The sequence below is a fragment of the Halomonas sp. KG2 genome (genome assembly GCA_030440445.1).
GTDB lineage: Bacteria > Pseudomonadota > Gammaproteobacteria > Pseudomonadales > Halomonadaceae > Vreelandella.
This window is the reverse complement of record CP098528.1, coordinates 4,153,712-4,174,120: the sequence shown is the minus strand read 5'-3', so window position 1 is coordinate 4,174,120 and position 20,409 is coordinate 4,153,712. Positions and strand designations below refer to the sequence as shown.

The window sequence follows — 20,409 nt, the reverse complement described above, 5'->3', positions numbered from 1 at the left end:
ATTTACTTAAGCAAGCCTGTTTCAAACGCACACTCCCACCGCCGAGGAAAGGACGCATGCGCAATCGCGATATTTACGCCAAGGACCCTGCAGAACAACGTTTAGTCAACGAGGGCGTTGCGTACGTTAATGACGACACTAGTAGTCGTGCACAAACCGTTTTGCGCTACGAGCTAGAGACGTTTGTTTGCGATGGTCAATACGCGAAAGGCATGCATGACATCCTAGACACCTACCTGAGAAACTTGAGCAGTGGCGCTTCTCAGCAGCCTGGTGTGTGGATCAGTGGCTTCTTTGGTTCGGGTAAGTCCCACATGGCGAAGATGCTTCGTAACCTGTGGGAAGACGTGACATTTGATGACGGCGCTACTGCTCGCGGTATTGCCCATTTACCCCAAGAGATACAAGACCTTTTCAAAGAGCTTTCTACCCAAGGTAAGCGCCATGGTGGCCTATTTGCAGCTTCCGGTACATTAGGCGCGAGCTCCCGCGATCAAAGCGTCCGGTTAGCGCTGCTATCGGTCATTTTTCGCGCGGCAGGTTTACCTCAGCAGTATCCGGTGGCGCGTTTTGTCATGTGGCTACGGGATGAAGGCATTTTAGAGCAGGTGCGTGAAGATCTAGCGGCTAAAGGAGACGATTGGCAAGAAGAGCTGGATAACTTCTACGTCGCAGAGTCGCTACATGAGGCGCTAGTAAAGGCGAAGCCTAAAACGTTTAGCAGCGTGGAAGTGTGCGCAGAAACACTAGGCAACCTTTTTCCGCCTACCAGTGATATCAGCAGTGACGACATGCTTAAGGCGATTCGTCAGGCATTAAGTGAAGAGGGCAAATTACCTCTTACGTTAGTTGTGCTAGACGAAGTACAGCAGTACATCGGCACGGATGGGCAGCGCTCAATTGAAGTGCAAGAAGCAGTGGAAGCTTGCTGCAAAGGCTTAGGTAGCCGATTGATGTTTATTGGCACCGGCCAAACCGCTATTACCGGTACCAGCAACCTAGCACGTTTACAGGGGCGCTTTACCAGTCGAATTGAGCTTTCCGATGCCGACGTCGATGCCGTTATTAGGCAGGTGTTGCTCGCCAAGAAACCTGAAGCAAAAACATCCGTTCAGCAGGTAATGGACAATAATGTTGGCGAGATTTCGCGCCACCTATCCGAGTCTTCTATTGCCCACAAACAGGACGATACCCAGCATTTCGCTCAGGATTACCCTATTCTGCCGGTACGCAGGCGTTTCTGGGATGCAGCGCTACGTGTACTCGACCAAACTGGTACCGACAGCCAGCTTCGCGGCCAGCTAAGCCTTATCCATGCGGCGATAAAAACGAATTTAGACGAACCACTCGGTAATATTATCGCGGCAGATTACCTCTACTTTAATCTCTCGGACAAGCTACTGCAGTTCCGTATGCTGCCTCGCCGTTTGCACGATGCAACACAGCGCTGGAGAAGTGGTAATGAAACAGAGCGCCTGATGGCACGTGCCTGCGCGATTGTGTTTCTGATTAATAAAGTAGCCAGCACGAACACCGATCTGGGCCTGCACCCCACGCTCAATAATATTGCCGACCTGTTAGTCGATGACCTAAAAGCAGGCAGCAGCTCACTGCGCAGCCAATTGCCTGGGCTACTGGATGGTTGTGAGTTCATCATCAAAGTGGGGGATGAATATCGCATTCAAACCGAGGAGAGTGCTGCCTGGAACGACGCTTTTCTTAGCCATAAGAGCACGCTGGGTAATGCTACGCATCAAATTGAAACTGAGCGCGATGATCTCATACGTAAGCACTTTGCACAGCAGGTAGGCAACCTCACGCTGACCCACGGTAACGCTAAAGTGCCGCGGCCGCTGTCGCCAATATTTGATATGGCTCTGCCCAACGATGCGAACGAAAAACTCTATGTATGGGTACGTAATGGTTGGTCGGATGATGTTAGCCAGCTACGTGCCGATGCTCGCCAAGCTGGGTCAGAGTCCCCCACACTGTTTGTCTTTATCCCTAAGCGTTCCGCTGACGAATTACGCAATCAGTTGATTGAGTTTAGAGCGGCGACGGCAACACTGGAAACTCGAGGTACACCAGGTACCCCTAAGGGGCAAGAAGCACGCGGGGCAATGCAAACCACGCAAAATAGTGCCCAGCGCCGCATTAAAGAGCTGTTAGACGATGCCTTCAACGGTGCCCAGGTGTTTCAGGGCGGTGGCAATGAAATTATCGGAGCCACGCTACGCGACGCTATTTTAGAAGGTGCTGAGAACGCGTTAGCGCGTCTGCACCCCAAGTTTCACCTGGCGGATCATGCCAATTGGGACAAAGTGTATGCCAAAGCGAAGCAGGGCGCGCCTGATGCGCTGGGTGCTATTGGCTACGACGGCGAGCCTCAGGTGCACCCTGTGTGTAAGGCGATTCTCAGCTACTTATCCAACGGGAAAAAGGGCAGCGAGATACGCGACCATTTTGAGCATGGTGACTTTGGCTGGCCACAAGACGCCATTGATGGTGCGCTACAAGTATTGTTGGTCGCTGGCCAAATTCGAGCAGCAGATAATACCGCCCCTCAAGACCTGGATAGGCGAGCCATTGGTAAAACGGACTTCCGTATTGAAGCCACCACGCTTTCAGCTGGTGAGCGCATCAGAATCCGCAAAGTGATGCAGAAGCTTGGTGTACACCCCAAATCAGGCGAGGAGTCTGCTAAAGCCCCTGAGTTTGTGGCAGAGCTGCAAGCACTAGCAGATAAAGCAGGGGGCGAAGCCCCATTGCCAGAAAAGCCTAATGTGGATGCGCTCGATGCCGTTCGCTTAAGTAGCGGTAACGACCAGTTGAAGGCTATCGTCACCAACCAAGATGAGTTGATTAATGCCATTGAAAGCTGGCAGGCCACGGCTGAGAAAATTACGCAACGCCGGCCAGCATGGGGAACGCTTAAACAGCTTGCTGATTACGCGAGAGGGCTCCAAGCGGCTGAACCCTTGCTCGTTCAGGTGGAGCAAATTAAAGCGCACCGCTCCTTATTAGACGACCCTGACCCCGTGCAGCCGTTGCTAGCGAGCCTGACCCAACAATTCCGAGAAGTATTCAACGACCTCCAGCAGCGCTATGAGCGTGAGCACGCCACTGGTATGCAACGGTTAGAAGCAGACGATAACTGGCAACAGCTGTCACCAGATGAACGCCATGATTTGCTTGCTACTAAACGCCTGACAGCGGCCGACGCACCTGCCATTAGCCTCGGCTCAACAGCGGAGGTGCTTGCCACCTTAAGCCATGTACGACCTGATGCCTTAGCGGATCGCATTGCTGCGCTTTCTAGCCGGTTTGACGACGTGCTGGTTAAAGCTGCCGAGGCGATGGAACCAGAAATTCAGTTTGTTGAATTGCCCCGCCGTACGTTGAAGAGTGAAGACGATATCGAAGCCTGGCTTGAGGATGCCCGCCGAGAGTTACGCGATGCCCTCCAGAATGGACCGGTCATCACCCAGTAGGAGCGCAAGGGCATGAGAACACAACGCGACGTCGAAGCGCTGCTAGACGAACTAAACCACTGTATTGCTGACGACCTAGAAGACCAGGATCTCGATTTTAAACAGTGGGATACCAGCAGTCGTGATAAGGCGGTACAGAAGGTTGTGCAAATGGCGGTTTGTATGACCAATGGCGGTGGCGGAACCGTTGTATTTGGGGTGGCAGACAAAGCCAAAGGCCGCGAAAGCGCTGTCCTGGGTGTATCGCCGGAAATTGACGTCAATCTTTTAAAGCGAGCCGTTTATGATCAAACGGACCCGCACATCATGCCGGTGTTTGAAGAGCTACATGTACCTGAAGGCACTGGCCGAGTGCTCATTATGCAGGTGCATCCTGGCATGCCGCCCCATACCGATACCAAAGGCGGCGGAACCGTGAGGGTTGGCAAGGACTGTCAGCCACTTACCGGCACAATGCGCCGCAAAATCGGCGTCGAAACCGGTGAAACCGACTACACCGCCGAGGCCATTGGTCGCGTTGATGAAAGTCTGCTTTCCCCGGTAGCGATGGAGGCACTACGCACCCTAGCGCAGCGCGAACGAGCGCCCGAAGAGTTGCTGCGCCGACCAGATATAGAACTGCTAGATACGCTGGGATTGATACGCAATGGTCAGATGACAAGGGCCGCCATTCTATTGGCGGGTACTGAGGCGGCATTACGCGAGCATGTACCGGGGCATCTGTGGACCTTTCTGCAAATGCAATCCGATACCGTCTATGGCGTGCGTGAAGACCGGGTAAGTGCCATTCCTCTCTCTGTTCAGCGTATTGAAGACCTGTTGGTGCCCTTTAATCCTATTACCACCGTGGAACAGGGCATGTTCCACTTCGAATACCGTACTTGGCCAGAAATAGCCGTGCGCGAGGCATTGATGAATGCCTTTTGCCACCTAGATCTACGCATTGCTGGCCCGGTGATGGTCAAGCTTTACCCGCAGCGGCTGGAAATTAGCAATAACGGTGGGTTTATTGCGGGTATTAGAGAGAACAACATCCTTCACCACCAGCCAGCGGCACGGAACCCCTTGCTTGTAGATGCTTTAGTTAAACTGCGCTTGGTAAACCGGACAAACCTCGGCGTTAGCCGTATGTATTCCGCCATGCTGATGGAAGGTAAAGAACCGCCAGTAATCCGTGAAATCGGTGATTCTATCGCGGTGATTTTTCACCAGCGTCAGATTAACGCCGTATTCCGGCAGTTTGTCGCCGAAGAAAGTCAAAGCGGGCGATCCCTGGGGGTCGATCAGTTGCTGCTGCTGCAATACCTCCTTCAGCACGCTGAAATGGACACCGCCACGGCAGCCGGCCTTTGCCAGCGCAGCGAAGCTGAGACACGTGAACTGCTTGCGCGCATGGAGCAGCAAGGCTACGTAGAGCACGGCGGCAGTGGCCGTGGTGCCTACTGGAGTCTCTACCCGGCACTGTACACGCGGTTGGTGGCCGACGGTAATACGGATAAACGCCGCCGTATCGATTGGGAGGCCGCCAAAACACGGGTATTGAGTGTCCTCAAAGACCGTGCCCAGCGTGGTGAAGAGGGCCTGCAAAACGCCGAAATCCGCCACATGACACGTTATACCCGCAACCAGGTAGGGCAGCTGATGCAAGAGCTGACAAGCGAGACTGGGCAGGTGGAGCAAAAAGGACGTGGCGCCGGCTCTCGCTACTATTGGATACCACCCGCATCTTAATGCACGGGTAATTGCCCTTCGGGCATTCTCCGTGCATTTAATCGAAGAATTGCACGTGAATTGCACGCTAGTGCAATTCTAGGCAACGCAACATTTTTCGGCACACGCCTGCCGACAGTGACAGGGAAGAAGCATCATTATGCAGCCACTCGATAAAACACTCCGTAATCAGCTCTATCGCACCGTTCGTCAAGCACGCCCAGTGGCCGAGCAGGCCGCCGAGGCCGCACTAGAGCAGCTGGGTGTAGGCGAGGAAAGTGCCCCTAGCTATTTAAACGACGGCCAGCGTGCCCTGCGCCGCCGTTTGCGCGCCCACGCCCGCAGCCTCGGCGACCCGCTACAGGAAGGTGCCCAGTCCATTACCCGGTTAATTAGTGAAATTGCCTATGAGCACTGGCACCGCATGCTATTTGCCCGCTTTCTGGCCGAGAACGAGCTGCTGATGTACGACGGCGTGGCCGTCACCTTGGAGGAGTGTGAGGAGCTGGCGGAAGAGGAAGGGCATGCCAGTGGCTGGGCCTTAGCCGCCCAACTGGCCAGTACCATGCTGCCCCAAGTGTTCCGCGTCGATAGCCCGGTGTTCGAAATTACCCTGGCCGCCGAGTATAAGCGCGAGCTGGAAGAGCTGTTAGCTGGGCTGGCCGTGGAAGTCTTTCATGCCAGCGATAGCCTCGGCTGGGTCTACCAGTTTTGGCAAACCGACAATAAGGAGCGCATCAACCGCTCTGAGGTGAAGATCGGTGCCGACGAACTGCCTGCGGTGACTCAGCTCTTTACTGAACCTTACATGGTCAGCTTTCTGCTGGATAACAGCTTGGGTGCCTGGTGGGTCGCCCGCCGCCTGTCGGAAACCGACTTGGCCAATGCCGAAAGTGAGCAAGAGCTGCGCAACAAGGCCAGCCTGCCGGGCTTACCGCTGGAGTACCTGCGCTTCGTCAAGGACGAGGAAACTGGACACTGGACCCCCGCCGCCGGCACCTTCGACGGCTGGCCGGAAAGCCTCGCCGAGCTAAAAACGCTAGACCCTTGCTGTGGCAGTGGCCACTTCCTGGTCGCTGCGCTGTTGATGCTGGTACCCATGCGCATGGAGCTGGAGGGCCTTAGTGCCCGCGACGCTGTGGATGCGGTACTGCGCGACAACCTAAACGGCTTGGAAATCGACCAGCGCTGTGTGGAGTTGGCCGCCTTTGCCTTGGCGATAACAGCCTGGCGCTACCCCAGTGCTGGCGGCTATCGACCGTTGCCCGAGCTTCACCTGGCCTGCTCCGGCCTATCCATCAGCGTGGCCAAGGAGGAGTGGAAGGCATTAGGGCTGGGTAAGAAAAACCTCACCATCGCCCTGGACTGGCTCTACGACAGCTTCAAGGATGCCCCCATCCTTGGCAGCCTGCTCGACCCCACCCGCACCAGCGCCGCCAAGGTTGCCCAGTGGAGCGAGCTTTCCGAGGCGCTCAATCAGGCACTCGCACAGGAGGGGAGTGAGGAACAGCATGAAACTGCGGTGACTGCTCAGGGACTGGCTAAAGCGGCTACCCTTTTGGGAGATCGCTACCACTGGGTAATTACTAATGTACCTTTTAAAGAGACAAAGCAACTTGGCAATACGGCACAGTCATTTATTGCTGAGCATTTTTCCTTAGGACAAGCAAACTTAGCTACAGCTTTTCTATTAAGAATTTATGGCTTTCTAAATTCTTGTGGAACAGCATCCTTAGTTACACCTCATGAATGGCTTTTCCTGGGATCTCATAAGAAGGTTAGGCAGTATTTGCTGCATAACTCAAAATGGCGGTTCCTTGCAGATCTAGGTGAGCACGCATTCGAAAGCTCTCAAGCGGCAGGAGCATTTACCGCGCTTTTGTCGTACTCCAGAGAACCACTTGGGCTTGGCTCCAGTAGTGAGTACTATGCAATTGACGCCCTGCATGAAAAGGGGCCTCATGCGAAAAAAGTGCACTTGCAAAAGATGATTGGGAAGAATTTGTTGCAAGAAAAACAGCTTTCTAATCCTGATTTCAGAATCGGGGTGCACGAATCCTCAGAGCTTCCTCTATTGATGGAAAAATCCGGCTCGTATGTTGGTCTCCAAAATGGTGACACGCCAAGGTATGTTTTTCAGTTTTGGGAAATAGGCCTTATAAAAGAAAATAATGCATGGTCCTTATACCAGCTTCCGTGTGAGTCAACACAACACTACACTGGGAGAGATGGACTGATTAGGTGGGAAAATGGTCTTGGGGAACTTTATAACTCTCCTTTGGCCAGGATACAAGGCACAGAAGCGTGGAATAAAAAAGGTGTTGCGATACGACAAACTAGAACACTGCCTGCCACACTATATAGCGGTGATATTTACGACCAATCAAGTGCTGTCATTTCCCCAAAAGACAAAAGCGACTTGGAGGCAGTTTTTGCATTTTGTGAAAGCCAGTCGTTTCATGACGAAGTCCGGAAAATAGACAAAAAGAAGAATGTCACTAATGCCACCCTTGTAAAGATACCTTTTGATATAGATTTTTGGAAAATCATAGCTAAAGAAAAGTATCCCCACGGGTTGCCAGCCCCTTACTCTAACAATCCTATTCAATGGATCTTCCACGGCCACCCCTGCGGCTCGGTAATCTGGGACGAAGAGACAAAATGGACCTCCCATGGCTCGTTGCGCATCGATGATACTGTGCTACAGGTCGCCGTGGCCCGCCTACTCGGCTACCGCTGGCCGGCGGAGCTGGACCCGGAGATGGAGCTGGCCGAGGAGCAGCGCGAGTGGGTCGAGCGCTGCGAGGCGCTGCTGGGCCATGCAGACCGAGACGGCATTGTCTGCCTGCCCGCCGTTCGCGGCGAACGCCGCGCAGTGGACCGCCTGGAGGCGCTTCTGGCCGACGCCTACGGCGACCAGTGGTCCGCCACCACCCGTGGCAAGCTGCTCGAAAGCGTCGACCATGCTGGCAAGGACCTAGAGAGCTGGCTGAGCGATAAGTTCTTTACTCAGCACTGTAAGCTATTCCAGAACCGCCCCTTTATTTGGCACATCTGGGACGGCCTCAAAGACGGCTTTTCGGCGCTGGTGAACTACCACAAGCTTGACTACAAAAACTTGGAAGCACTTACCTACAACTATCTGGGCGACTGGATCAAAGACCAGAAGGATCAGCGTGAAAAAGGCATCGACGGTGCTGAGGAAAAGATTGCCGCTGCTTTAGCCCTACAGACAAGATTAGCACTGATTCTCGAAGGCGAAGAACCCTACGATATCTTCGTGCGCTGGAAGCCTATAGAAGAACAGCCCATCGGCTGGCATCCCGACCTCAACGACGGCGTACGCCTCAATATCCGCCCCTTCCTGTCAGTGCATGACGTTAAAAAGAAAGACGCTGGTATATTGGTGCACAAGCCCAATATCCACTGGAAGAAAGACCGTGGCAAAGACGTGGAATCCGCCCCCTGGTACAACCTCGGCCCCCAGCTTAGCGGTGCCAAGGGCGACCGGATCAACGATTACCACCTCACGTTGGCGGCGAAGAAAGCGGCTCGTGGGAATTCTGGGGGGGATTGACAATGTCTGCAACGTATACGGGGGCAAAGTTCTGGAAGTGCGCGCTTCAGGTCAACCCTTACCGTTATACGGAAACCTTCCGCAGCCAGTCTCATGGCCTTTCAGAAGAAGCGTATAACCAGCAGTTGGTTGATATCTGCCTGGAAGAAGGGATCAAAGTGCTTGGCATTGCGGATCACGGCAGTGTCGAGGATATCGAATCTATTCGCCGTGCGGCTGAGCCACATGGCATCGTGGTATTTCCTGGCTTCGAAATTGCTTCCAGCGAGCAGGCACACTTTGTGTGTCTGTTTCAGGAAAATACGGATCTGCGCGATCTTCATGGGCAGATGACAGTTGGGTTTGGTATTAATACGCAAAAGCCAGGAGCACCCGTCAACCGGACCTCGCAGCAGATCCTGCAAAAAGTAGAGGACTTAGGCGGCTTCGCCTATGCGGCGCATGTCACGAGTGACGATGGTGTCCTCAAGCAACGGCTACATAACGTTTGGAGATTACAGGAGCTGTCCGCTGCTCAGATACCTGGATCGGTTGAAGGCCTCAAACCTGCTGAAGATGGTTTTTTTTATAAAGTTGCCAGAAATAAAGACGAAAATTATAAGAGAGAAACGCCTCTCGCCATTATCAATGCGCGCGACGTTGAGACGCCTGAAACCTTGCGCCATCTAAGTGCATCATGCCTGATAAAAATGACCACGCCTTGCTTTGCCTCATTCAAGCAAGCGTTTTGTGATTCTGAATCTCGTATACGGCTTAATTCGGATGCACCTCAGCATCACGCGTCAGCTATCGAAACCATCAAGGTAGTGGGGGGGTATCTAGACGGTTTAAACGTCGCGCTATCTGATCATTTGAACGCAGTGATTGGTGGGCGTGGTACGGGTAAATCCACACTTATCGAGTGCATTCGTTTTGTACTTGGCATTCGGCCACTGGGCAGGCATGCTCAGCGGCAGCACGATGCGACTATTGAGGAAAACCTGGGCAAGGAAAAAGCGCAGGTCTTCTTAACTGTGCGCTCGGCCAGTATGCATGGCAGGCGATTTACCGTGTCACGTCGGTTTGGCGATAACCCTGTTGTTAAAGATGAAAATGGCGATATCGTACCGTTTTCACCCAATGAACTGATGCCGCGCTTTGAGTGTTTTGGTCAGAATGAAATTTATGAGATAACCCAAGAACCCAGTGACCAACGTCAATTGCTCTCCCGCTTTCTTCAGGCATCCCATAGCGACTACGATGCCAAGCTCGATGGCATCAGGAAAAAGTTGTCGGAAAATCGCGAAGCCATCCTTCGGGCAATTCAACAAAAGGCAGAGGTCGAGGCTGACGTTGAGCAATTGCCTAAGCTTGAGGCAAAGGCCGCTCACTATAAGGAGCTCGGGCTGGAGGAGAAACTGCAATCAGTGCCTTTGCTGGAAAAAGAGCGTCAACTGAATAAACGCGCGCAAGAAGGCGTTCAACGCGTCAATGGTGCTATTCAGTACTTACGCGACTCTCTACCAGATAGCTCCTTTTTAAGCGATCAAGCATTAGCCCACTTGCCCAATGCCGCACTGTTACTTCAGCAGCGCGTTATGTTGGATGCATTGCGTACCAGTGTTGAGAAGCTAATCGGTGAAACCACCCAGGCAGTAGAACGATCACAAGGTGAACAGCAGGCGATAGAAACACAGCTATTAGAGCAGGTGCGACAGCAGGAAGAACAACTGGAAAAACACTTCAAAAAAATACCAGGGAGCCAAGGGAAGTCTGGACAAGAAATCGGCAATGACTATAAAAGTATTCTGCAGGCAATTGAGCGCATACAGCCCAGGAAAACCAAGCTTCATCAGCGCCAGGAACAACTGGAGGCGTTATGGAGTGAACGCCGAAGCCTTTTAGCTGAGCTGGGCGACACGCTGAGCGAGCGTGCTGCGTCTCTCCAGCAGGCGTTGAGGCGATTACAAAGGAAGCTCAAGGGTAAGCTGAGTCTTGGCATGGAGATAGAAGGCGATCGACAGCCGTTGGTAGACTTTCTTAGAAATTGCAATCTCGAAAATATCGGTGAAAAGCGCTTAGCATGGGTATTGGAGGCCAAGGCATCGCCGGTGCTATTAGCGCATACCATTCGTCAGGGCCGTGATGAGCTGCTTAAAACGGAATGGGGAATAACGCCAACGGTTGCGGACGCGCTTGTGAGACTATCTGAGAATCAACTTCTAGCGCTCGAAGAGCTGTCGCTTCCTGATAGAGTGACGATCGAACTAAACGTGGCTCATGACGATGCTCAAGAGCAGTACCGGCCGCTAGAACGTCTGTCTACGGGGCAGCAGTGTACGGCGATTCTACATTTGCTTCTGCTGGATAATCAGGACCCGCTTATTCTTGACCAGCCTGAAGACAACCTTGATAACGCCTTTATTGCAGAGCGCATCGTCGCGGAACTACGCAAGGCAAAGCTTGATCGTCAGTTCCTTTTTGCCACCCATAACGCCAACATACCTGTTTTCGGTGATGCAGAGTGGATCGGCGTTTTTGAAGCAGGCGATGATCAAGCGACGATCCCTGAGCACCATCAAGGCGCCATCGATATGGAAGAGGTTCAGAAGCTGGCCGCCGATATCCTTGAAGGTGGTAAGAAAGCCTTTGAGCAGCGCCGCATGAAATACAACTTTTGAGGTGACCAGGGTGCTGAAGACAGAGCTACTGAAAATTATCGCTAAAAGCGAAAACCCTGTCGTTGAATTTAAATGTGATTCCCCTTGCCCCGAGCAGCTGGCAAAAGTAGTGGTGGTGAAAGCCAATCTCAAGGTATCAATATAGAAATGAATCTTCTGAACCAGCTCAAGCAAGCTATCCGCAATACGTCTGCTCACAACCCTGATGTTCAAGCTGCGCCAGCCTGCATCTTATGGCCAGATCGCGAGCGGCTGTGGGAGCCTGTTATCAACCAAATTCAGTCTGTGCTGCCTGAACTATTGGTGTTAGGGGAGTATGCGCCTGAAGAGCGGCGAGGCCCGGCCATTTGGTTGCGATGCGCTATCGCCGGTACCGTTGAGGGCGTTGTCGCCAATGAAGGTAGGCCGCCTATTTTGTATTTACCCGGTGTTGGGCGGCAGGATTTGCGGGCCATTAGCGAGTGCCCAGACGCCTTGAAGCCCTTAGCAGAGCTGCAGTATCGAGGTGTGTTGTGGTCTCAGGTTAATGCGAAGGATTGGACGCCGCGTGCTTTTCTCACCACAGAACAGGGTGGGCTTGGCTTGGATATCGCACGCGATGCGGCAACTCGCCAGGCGTTACACGCGGCATTGCCCCGATTGCTTAAAGAGTCACTGAGTAACTTACAAGGGCGACATTTAGACGGGGATGACTTCAATACGCTTTTAATAGGCGGTGATCCTGTTCTTGATGTATTGGGATGGCTAAGCCAGCCAGATGCTATAAAAGCAAGTGGGTCTAGCCCTGAGTGGCACGCCTTTTGCCAGGTATGCCACTCTCAGTATGGCGTCCACCCAGAACGTCAGACGCCATTGGAAGCCCTTACCTGCTTAACCCAGCGCGAAGGTGCTTGGAGCACGGTATGGGCACGATTCTGTGAAGCACCACATCGCTATCCTCAGCTGGTAGAGCAGCTTCGACAGCAGGCGCCACCTGACCTTGGGCTGTTTCCAGAAGTTGAGGATATGCAGGTGTGGCCTCAGTTAAATCAGCAAGAAGAAGATAAGCTTTACCATGCTTTATGTGAGCTAGGGAACCTGCCTGCGCCGCAAGCAAGGACGCGACTTGATGCCTTAGAAAAAGATCATGGAGGGCGGCGTGATTGGGTGTGGGCAGAGCTAGGGGAAAGCCCTTTAGCGATGGCGTTAGCACCGCTTAGCTTCTTAGCCAAAACAACCCAGCGTAGCTTGGCAGGAGGCCAAGCAGACGATATGCATCAGGCCTACGTTCAAGAAGGTTGGAAAGCAGATGATGCGGTTCTGAAAGCACTGGCCGAAGTCACTGGCCAACGAGAGCAAGAGGCGGTGTTTACCGCTATTCGCTCGATCTATCTGAGTTGGGCCGATGACGCTGCCCGGCATTTACAATCCGTTTGGCGGCCAGGTGATGACGGCTTAAAACGCGATGAGCCCTCTCCTCATGCACGTGAAGGGGAGTGTGTTCTGTTTGTTGATGGGTTGCGCCTAGACTGCGGTAAGCGGCTTGCCAAAAGACTCATCCAGCGCGGCTTGAACGTTGTAGAGCATTCAACGTGGGCGGCACTACCTAGCGTGACCGGCACGGGCAAATATGCGGTGGCTCCCATCTTTGGTAGCAGTGCTATTAAAGAAGAACCGGAGAGCTATCAATTCACACCGATTACGCCACATCTTTTCAAGAAGTTACTTCGAGATAACGGGTGGCAAGTATTGGAACGCCGCCAAGTAGAACAGCTGCATAAAGAAACCCTAGATACCTCTCAATCCGCCTGGTGTGAGTTTGGAGACATCGATCATGTTGGCCATGAAAGTGGCTGGAAACTCGCGCAGCGTGTAGATGCTATGCTGGCCGAGGTAGCGGAGCGCATTCAAGCCTTACTTGCCCAAGGGTGGGCGCAAGTGAGGGTAGTGACGGACCATGGCTGGTTGCTAATGCCTGGTGAGTTACCAAAAACAGAGCTTCCTGCTAGCCTGGTGGACTCTAAGTGGGGGCGCTGTGCCTCGGTAAAACCAGGGGCTAATACGGCGACAGCACGTTTTCCTTGGTACTGGAATGAACAGGTGCATTTTGCGCTAGCTGAGGGCATCTATTGCTTCAAAGCGGGCGAATCGTACACCCATGGTGGTTTGACGCTGCAAGAGTGCGTTACGCCGGAGCTGGTAGTTACCGGAACAGCGGAAATCACACCTCTTGTAGTGATCGACGAGTTAGTTTGGAAAGGGATGCGCTGCACCGTGCTCGTGGAAGGCGAAACTGATGGCTTAATGTTGGATCTACGCCGTCATGCGGCAGACCCCAGTACTAGCTTGGTGCTGTCTTCTAAGCCGTTTAAGGCAGGAGGAAAAGCATCGGTTGTGGTTGATGACGACGACCTAGAAGGTGAGGTTGCCCAAGTAGTGATCGTGAATGAAGCGGGACATGTGGTTGCACAATGCTTAACCACCATTGGTACTGATGACTGAAGGGAATTGCCATGGAGCTCGATGATCTGGATCGCAAGGCTGCCGAATTATTGGATGGTTTCTTGGTTCGCAAAGATCTGGTGCGTACGTTTGCTCGCCAGTTTCCTGTACCAACGTACGTGGTGGAATTCCTGCTCGGCCGCTACTGTGCAAGCACCGATCCGGAAGAGATTGAGGAAGGCCTGGAAGTAGTACAGCGGCAGCTCAAGTCACGCACCATCAAAGCTGGCGAGGAAGAACTGTTCAAAGCCCGCGCTCGTGAGAAAGGCGAAATCAAGGTTATCGACCTTATACAAGCGCGACTTGATACGAAAAATGACACCTATATGGCGAGCTTGCCAAGCTTGCGCCTCAACGATGTACGGATTCCTGACGAGCTGGTTAGCGAGCACGAGCGCATGCTGACTGGTGGCTTCTACGCGGAACTGACACTGGAGTACGACGCTAGCATCGCTCAGGAGCAAGGAGGCCGCCCTTTCGGAATCCGCGCCCTGCGAGAGATCCAGTTATCAAAACGTGATGTGCTCGACGAACTAGCCCGTGCACGTCGGCATTTTAGTACTGAGGAGTGGAAGGCCTTCTTGCTCCGTTCAACTGGTATTGAAGCGGCTGGGCTGAGCGAGCGCCAAAAAGATGCCATGCTGCTGCGTATGGTGCCCTTTGTGGAGCGCAACTATAACGTGGTGGAGCTTGGCCCCCGTGGTACCGGTAAGAGCCACTTGTTCCAGCAGGTATCGCCTTATGCCCACCTGATTTCCGGTGGTAAGGCCACCGTGGCCAAGATGTTCGTCAATAATGCTAACGGCCAGCGTGGCCTGGTGTGCCAGTATGATGTGGTCTGCTTCGATGAGGTATCCGGTATCTCGTTCGATAACAAGGACGGCGTCAATATCATGAAGGGCTACATGGAAAGTGGGGAGTTTTCCCGTGGTAAGGAGAGCATCCGTGCTGATGGCTCTATCGTGTTAGTCGGCAACTTTGATGTCGATGTTGAACATCAACAGCGCATCGGGCACCTGTTTGGACCCCTGCCTGAGGAGATGCGTCACGATACTGCCTTTATGGATCGCATTCATGCCTTTCTACCAGGCTGGGATGTACCCAAGGTTAGCAAGGAGCTCTTGACCGACCATTTTGGTTTAGTGAGTGATTTTCTTTCTGAATGTTGGAGCCAGTTGCGTAATCAAAGCCGTGTATCGCAATGGCAGGGGCGTGTCTTTTTTGGCGGAGCGCTATCTGGGCGTGACACTAACGCGGTTAATAAAACAGCAAGTGGTCTCTTGAAGTTGTTATATCCTGGAGATGACTTAACACCGAGTGAAGAAGATATAGAGTGGGCAATTCACATTGCGATGGAAGCACGCCGACGGGTAAAGGAACAGCAAAAACGTATCGGTGCCGCTGAATTTAGAAATACCCACTTTAGCTATACCATGGGGGAAGATGGTGTAGAGAAGTTTGTGGCCACTCCCGAACTGCAGAGTGATAACAGTATTGGTAATGACCCTTTAGAGCCAGGCCAGGTATGGTCTATTACTCCTGGTGGACAAACAGCAAATGGGCAAGAAGAGCATCCTGGCTTATTTCGTATTGAAGTAAACGAGGGGCCTGGCACTGGCGTTAAAATTCTTAATAAACCTGTGCCGCCTGCTTTTCGCGAAAGTGTGGGTTATGCCGAGCAAAATCTTTACACGCGCGCTGGGCAATTAGTAGGCGACAAAGAACCAAGGCAACATGAGTTTACTATTCAGCTCCGAGCATTTGATGCTGCTAAATCAGGCAGTAAGTTAGGTGTGGCTTCCCTAATAGCTATGAGCTCCGCGCTATTAAAAAGAAGCGTGAGAGGTGGGCTTATTGTAGTAGGAGAGATTAACCTTGGTGGGTCAATCGAGCCGATTCATAATCCCGTCACGTTAGTAGAGATCGCTGTTGAAAAAGGCGCGACAGCTATTCTTATGCCAGTGACTTCCCGAAAGATGCTGTTTGACTTATCTGATGAGATGGCCACCAAAGTCGATATTCAGTTCTACCTAGATGCAAGGGATGCGCTCTTGAAGTCGTTAGGCGAGTAGGAGGGGCCACAACACCCGTAACTCACTACGGGTGTTGTGTGGATAGGCAGAGTTCAATAAGCTACAAAGAACCTAGTCTAATGCGCGTGACCATGCCCTTCGCCGTCGATTAAAAAACATAGATCTTGGATTATGCCTGTTGCCCTATCAGAATGACTTATATCGCCTAGTGTGCGCATTACATCTTCATCCTCAAAATGAAGAAAAACTTTATCGGCTCCAACAGACTGGATTGTGTGAGCAACCATATTTCTAATCTGATCAGGATCATCGTCAAGCCAGTTGCAAACCAAGTCATTATCTTGATTATAGCCTAACATCAAATTGTTAATGGCCGTCATGGTTTTTTCTAACGCATCGCGCATTTTTTTCGAGGGAAGCCTTAAGCTTGGTACTGGGCCACTCAAGAGTAGCTCGAAAGATGATTGAGCCTGTAAAGAGTTTAAAACATGCTGTAGATGTGACCAAGCATTAAACCCTTTTTCACGTGCTACTTGGTCTAAAGCTTCACTATGTGAAACTCCTGTTTTACGCTTTAATCTTTTAGCAGCAAATTTTAGATTTGAAATTTCATCTTTACTAATGCGTGAATTTGAAGACACAACAATCTCCTATGCTTATGACTTCCCACCTTAATCATCAGCAAGATTGCTGTTGAAAAGAGTTTCTACTGACTGCAATTGCTTCGCCTTGGTGGGGGCAGGCATGCCAGTTGCCTTAAGAAAATGCTATTGAGCAGGACAGAGAAAGTCAAGCCCCTTTCGATGTGATTGTTTAGTGGTCATATTTAGGCGCGACTGCTAGACAGGTATCGGCCTGTGTTACTGAACGGTTGCAAGGCCAGGCCATACCGATTTGGCGGCTGCCAGGTTTTTAGGGTCGCTCAGCACCCGGCGGCATTGGGAGCGAGCAACATCTGACGTTGGCGCAGTCTGAAACAGATCATCTATGACCGCGGCTAGCTCCGCTGCGGCGACATGGCTCAGGGCGACACGCGCCAAGCCTTCAATGGTGTGGAGTTCGCGCCCAGCGGCTCGGAGGCTTGTCAACATGGCCTCCACTTCCTGCTCGGTGACATTTTTTCCAGCAAAAGCGCCCTGTGTCTTACCTACAGAACCTACAGAAGAACTTTCGTAGGTTCTGTAGGGTGGCTGGCCAACGTTTTTTTATTTTTTTCGTCAGGCGCGGTAGCATTATCACTCCCACTTGTTGCCTGAACGCGGTTTAACCAACGACCCATTATTCTTTCTCCTAATCTGGCAGATAGTCCGGGTGCCAGTAATAGTCAGTGCGCGGCCTGCCTGTGGTGGGGGGCTCTAACTCAGTGAGGTAGCCATGATCTACCAGAAGCGCCAGTGCTGCCCCTATGACCTCGGCATTATCCAGACCAGCCTTTTTGCGGAACAGTGCGCAGCTTGATCGGGTTACCAAGTTTATTACGTCGTTTTAGAATCAGCTTGTCCCCTTCCACGTCACGGTTCAGCGCGGCGCTGTATAGCTGCTCTGCATGGCTGCGCAGAAGGTCGGCCTATTCCAAGGCCTGATCGGTTGCGGCTGCACTGACTTCTCCTTCATCGCTTTGGATAACGGTAAAGGCGGGCTGGCGTGTGCTTAATGGCTGGGAGTGTGCCATTAAAGGTAGAAACAGATAGCCACTCGAGGATGTAATCGTAGAGACCCACCAATGGCTAAATTCTGTTCAGTTAATCAGCGATATTAGGGGCAAGGCTATTTGTTGCTGGCACAAATAGGCTCGCCAGGTCAGGCCAAACAGCTTTGGCGGCTGCCAGGGCTTTAGGGTCGCTCAGCACGTGGCGGCATTGGCTCCTTGCTACGTCGGCATCAGGGGCAGTTTCAAACAGGTCACCCAGCACGGCCACTAGTTCAGCAGCAGCGTCGCGGTTTAGCTTGAGCATGGTAATGCGCGCCAGCGGCTCTACCTCCCCTAGGTCACGGCCAACGGCTCGCAGGTTGGCTAGCATGATTTCCGCATCGTTAACGGTGGCTTTTTTTTCTTTAAAAGCGCCCTGTGCTTTACCTACAGAACCTACAGAAGGTCTTTCGTAGGTTTTGTAGTGTGGCTGGCCTATGCTTTTAGGTTTTTTTTCGTCATGGGTGATAGCAGTAACGCTTTCACTGGTTGCCTGCACTCGATTTAACCAACGGCCCATTATTTACCCTCCTGCTTTGGCAGATAATCTGGGTGCCAGTAGTAGTCGATACGCGGCCTGCCTGTGGTCGGCGTTTCAATCTCGGTGAGGTAGCCATGGTCTACCAGCAGCGCCAACGCCTCTCTTACGGCGTTGGCACTATCCAGACCGGGCCAGCCTTTTTGCTGAATGTCTCGCGGTTTGGTGGGGTGGTTGAGTTTTTCACGTCGCTTGATTATCAGCTTGGCCCCTTCCACATCACGGTTCAGCGCAGCGCTGTATAGCCGCTCTGCATGACTGCGCAAAAGATCGGCCCATTCCAAGGCCCGAGCGGTTGCGGCTGCACTCACTTCCCCCTCATCGTTTTGGATAACGGCAAACAGCAGCGCCAGACTGCCCACTGTCTTGGGCATCTTCAGCAGGTGTTCAGCCAATAGCGGCGCAACGTCATCAGATCGGCACTCCAGGTTGATCTCTGTTGCCCACTCTACGAACATCGCTTGGGCGTCTGGGGTAAAGTGCCAACAAGGGGGGTTGTCCTCTTCATCGGTTCCCAAACTCAAGCTATGAAGGCGATAAAAGACTTGGCTGTAATGCTCCTTGGCCTCAGGATCGGGTTTTCGGTCTATCCATTTCCAATGACGTACCGGGTCAGGCCACACGGCTAGCTGGAAACGCTGTATCAGGCCATCGTTTGCCGTTCCCTTAGTGGCGCTGCGTATAATTGGCGCTAGCTTGCTGGGTTGAATACCTCCCACGATATTCAGCGCGCATCGCTCAATGGCTACGGTGCCCCGGCCAATGCGGTCATAGGTAAACCGGCCATCACCATTGAAGGCTTCCAAATAGAATGCGCGGTCGCTTGCGTACTCTTCTTGCTGCATTTTTGCCAACCAACCGGCCAGCTCATCACGCAATATCGTTAGATGGCACTCTGCCGAGTTCATTAGCTCCCCGGCCTTTTCGACGGTTGCATCATTGATAGTCAGCCGCAGTGGCGCAGGTGGCGGTGCGATCTCATCTACTGACTCTAAGGTGGCCCGTGCGGCGTCCATGTTACCTTTGGCAGCAAAGCCCTTAGCTTTTTTCTTGGCTTCTGCTTTCGCCAGCTCCTGAAGCTCCTGTTCGGTTTCATAGTGGCGCAGCGCTTCTTCATGCTGACGCCTTGCAGCCGCTTCGATAGCGTCGATTGGAAACCGCATGGCACTCAGCGCCGGGCTTTTCATGGCGCTAGGGCCGCCCACTAGGGCCGCCCATAAAGTAGCAACCACCTCCCAGTCATCATGCTGTTTGGGCCTCAATCGCACCTTATGGCCTACCAGCCCCGCCAAAAGTGTTAGCGATGTAACAGCGCAATACTCAGGCGGGCATTGCAGCCGTTGCGCTGTGTCCATAATGTAGCCGCGTATTGGAAGGGGCAGCATTTCAGGATCAAACTTCGCCACGCCAGATAAGCTCTCAGGCAACGGCTTAGGTTTTGGAAACTGAAGCAGGTCGGCGCTCTTATCCAGCCATGATTCCAAAGTGTTAGACATCACAGCCCACCTCCTGTGCAGCGCTGCGCAGGCGACCGGCAGCAGTCGCCAGGCGTTCAAGATCGGGAGACTCCAGCCGTTCGCCTCGGTGCGTGGCTTCTGCTGCTAACAGGGTAATTAGCGCCTCTTTTGCTATAGCACTCAGCACATCACGTGGTACCCAACGTTCGCCAGGGCGCTTGCTGGCGTGGTAGTCGTCTCGGTCACGCTGCGGAAACAGGTCTTTCAACTCAATGTTCACGGCGAGCAATACGTCCGCCGTGGGGCACCCTGCAAAGCAATGCATCAGGATCGTGCCGTCTGGTGTTTCGCGGATCGACAGACTGGGCGAGCGGTCATCATGCGCAGGACAACAGGCGAGCCAACGCCCCGGCCCGTTTTCGCGTACTTTATCGAGCCGTGATAGCAGGGCGTATACATCCGGGCGCGTGGTATTTGCTTTCTGCTGCTGCGTCACTGCTCGGCTCTCGAGCTGGGCGGTTTTCAGTTTCATTTGTTAGCCCCGAGCTTAATACTCTCAATCCAGGCGTCTAGCTCTGTAATTTCGTAGCGCACAGCACGGCCAATTTTGATAGATTTCGGGGCGGGGTGACCGCCGAGCTGGCCGGTCCAGCGTGATTGCCGGAATGTGGCCGGACGGTAGCCTGTGTATTCAGCAGCCTGTTTTTCTGTGAGTAAGCGAGGTGGCATTTGCTGTTCTCCATATTGGAGCCAGCGACGAGGAAGTTGTGCA

Annotated in this window: 13 protein-coding genes; 6 read left to right on the top strand and 7 right to left on the bottom strand. The window is 52.8% G+C overall.

The features are described from left to right. Nucleotides 1-56: 56 nt before the first annotated feature. The 6 genes from brxC to brxL all read left to right on the top strand — a co-directional run bounded on the left by brxC (nt 57) and on the right by brxL (nt 15,991). Nucleotides 57-3,491, top strand: coding sequence for a BREX system P-loop protein BrxC (gene brxC / locus NDQ72_19035; GenBank protein ID WKD28108.1), 3,435 nt, complete (start codon nt 57-59; stop codon nt 3,489-3,491). Nucleotides 3,492-3,503: 12 nt separating this feature from the next. After that, nucleotides 3,504-5,222, top strand: a complete 1,719-nt coding sequence (locus NDQ72_19030; protein WKD28107.1) for a putative DNA binding domain-containing protein — start codon at nt 3,504-3,506, stop codon at nt 5,220-5,222. 139 nt (nt 5,223-5,361) lie between these two features. Continuing rightward, nucleotides 5,362-8,778, top strand: coding sequence for a BREX-1 system adenine-specific DNA-methyltransferase PglX (locus NDQ72_19025; protein WKD28106.1), 3,417 nt, complete (start codon nt 5,362-5,364; stop codon nt 8,776-8,778). Between the two features lie 2 nt (nt 8,779-8,780). Next, nucleotides 8,781-11,438: an AAA family ATPase gene (locus NDQ72_19020; GenBank protein ID WKD28105.1), complete on the top strand. Its 2,658-nt coding sequence runs from the start codon at nt 8,781-8,783 to the stop codon at nt 11,436-11,438. 84 nt (nt 11,439-11,522) lie between these two features. After that, on the top strand, nt 11,523-13,919 hold the full coding sequence (gene pglZ / locus NDQ72_19015) for a BREX-1 system phosphatase PglZ type B (protein ID WKD28104.1): 2,397 nt from the start codon (nt 11,523-11,525) through the stop codon (nt 13,917-13,919). 11 nt (nt 13,920-13,930) lie between these two features. Then, nucleotides 13,931-15,991 (top strand): BREX system Lon protease-like protein BrxL, encoded by a 2,061-nt coding sequence (gene brxL / locus NDQ72_19010; GenBank protein WKD28103.1) that lies wholly within the window; start codon nt 13,931-13,933, stop codon nt 15,989-15,991. A 77-nt stretch (nt 15,992-16,068) separates the two neighbouring features. Here brxL and NDQ72_19005 read toward each other — a convergent pair whose 3' ends face one another. The 7 genes from NDQ72_19005 to NDQ72_18975 form a co-directional block, all read right to left on the bottom strand. Further along, nucleotides 16,069-16,593 (bottom strand): hypothetical protein, encoded by a 525-nt coding sequence (locus NDQ72_19005; protein WKD28102.1) that lies wholly within the window; start codon nt 16,591-16,593, stop codon nt 16,069-16,071. Between the two features lie 219 nt (nt 16,594-16,812). After that, nucleotides 16,813-17,043, bottom strand: coding sequence for a hypothetical protein (locus NDQ72_19000; GenBank protein WKD28101.1), 231 nt, complete (start codon nt 17,041-17,043; stop codon nt 16,813-16,815). Nucleotides 17,044-17,242: 199 nt separating this feature from the next. Continuing rightward, nucleotides 17,243-17,422 carry a hypothetical protein gene (locus tag NDQ72_18995; protein WKD28100.1) on the bottom strand — a complete coding sequence of 60 codons (180 nt, stop codon included), beginning with the start codon at nt 17,420-17,422 and terminating at the stop codon, nt 17,243-17,245. A 272-nt stretch (nt 17,423-17,694) separates the two neighbouring features. After that, nucleotides 17,695-18,162 carry a hypothetical protein gene (locus tag NDQ72_18990; protein WKD28099.1) on the bottom strand — a complete coding sequence of 156 codons (468 nt, stop codon included), beginning with the start codon at nt 18,160-18,162 and terminating at the stop codon, nt 17,695-17,697. After that, entirely contained in the window at nt 18,162-19,676 is a 1,515-nt protein-coding gene (locus tag NDQ72_18985; protein ID WKD28098.1) for a YfjI family protein, read from the bottom strand. The genes NDQ72_18990 and NDQ72_18985 overlap by 1 nt, the downstream gene beginning before the upstream one ends. Continuing rightward, nucleotides 19,669-20,169: a hypothetical protein gene (locus NDQ72_18980; GenBank protein ID WKD28097.1), complete on the bottom strand. Its 501-nt coding sequence runs from the start codon at nt 20,167-20,169 to the stop codon at nt 19,669-19,671. Before NDQ72_18980 ends, NDQ72_18985 begins: the two co-directional genes overlap by 8 nt. After that, nucleotides 20,166-20,366: a helix-turn-helix domain-containing protein gene (locus NDQ72_18975; GenBank protein ID WKD28096.1), complete on the bottom strand. Its 201-nt coding sequence runs from the start codon at nt 20,364-20,366 to the stop codon at nt 20,166-20,168. Before NDQ72_18975 ends, NDQ72_18980 begins: the two co-directional genes overlap by 4 nt. Nucleotides 20,367-20,409: the final 43 nt, after the last annotated feature.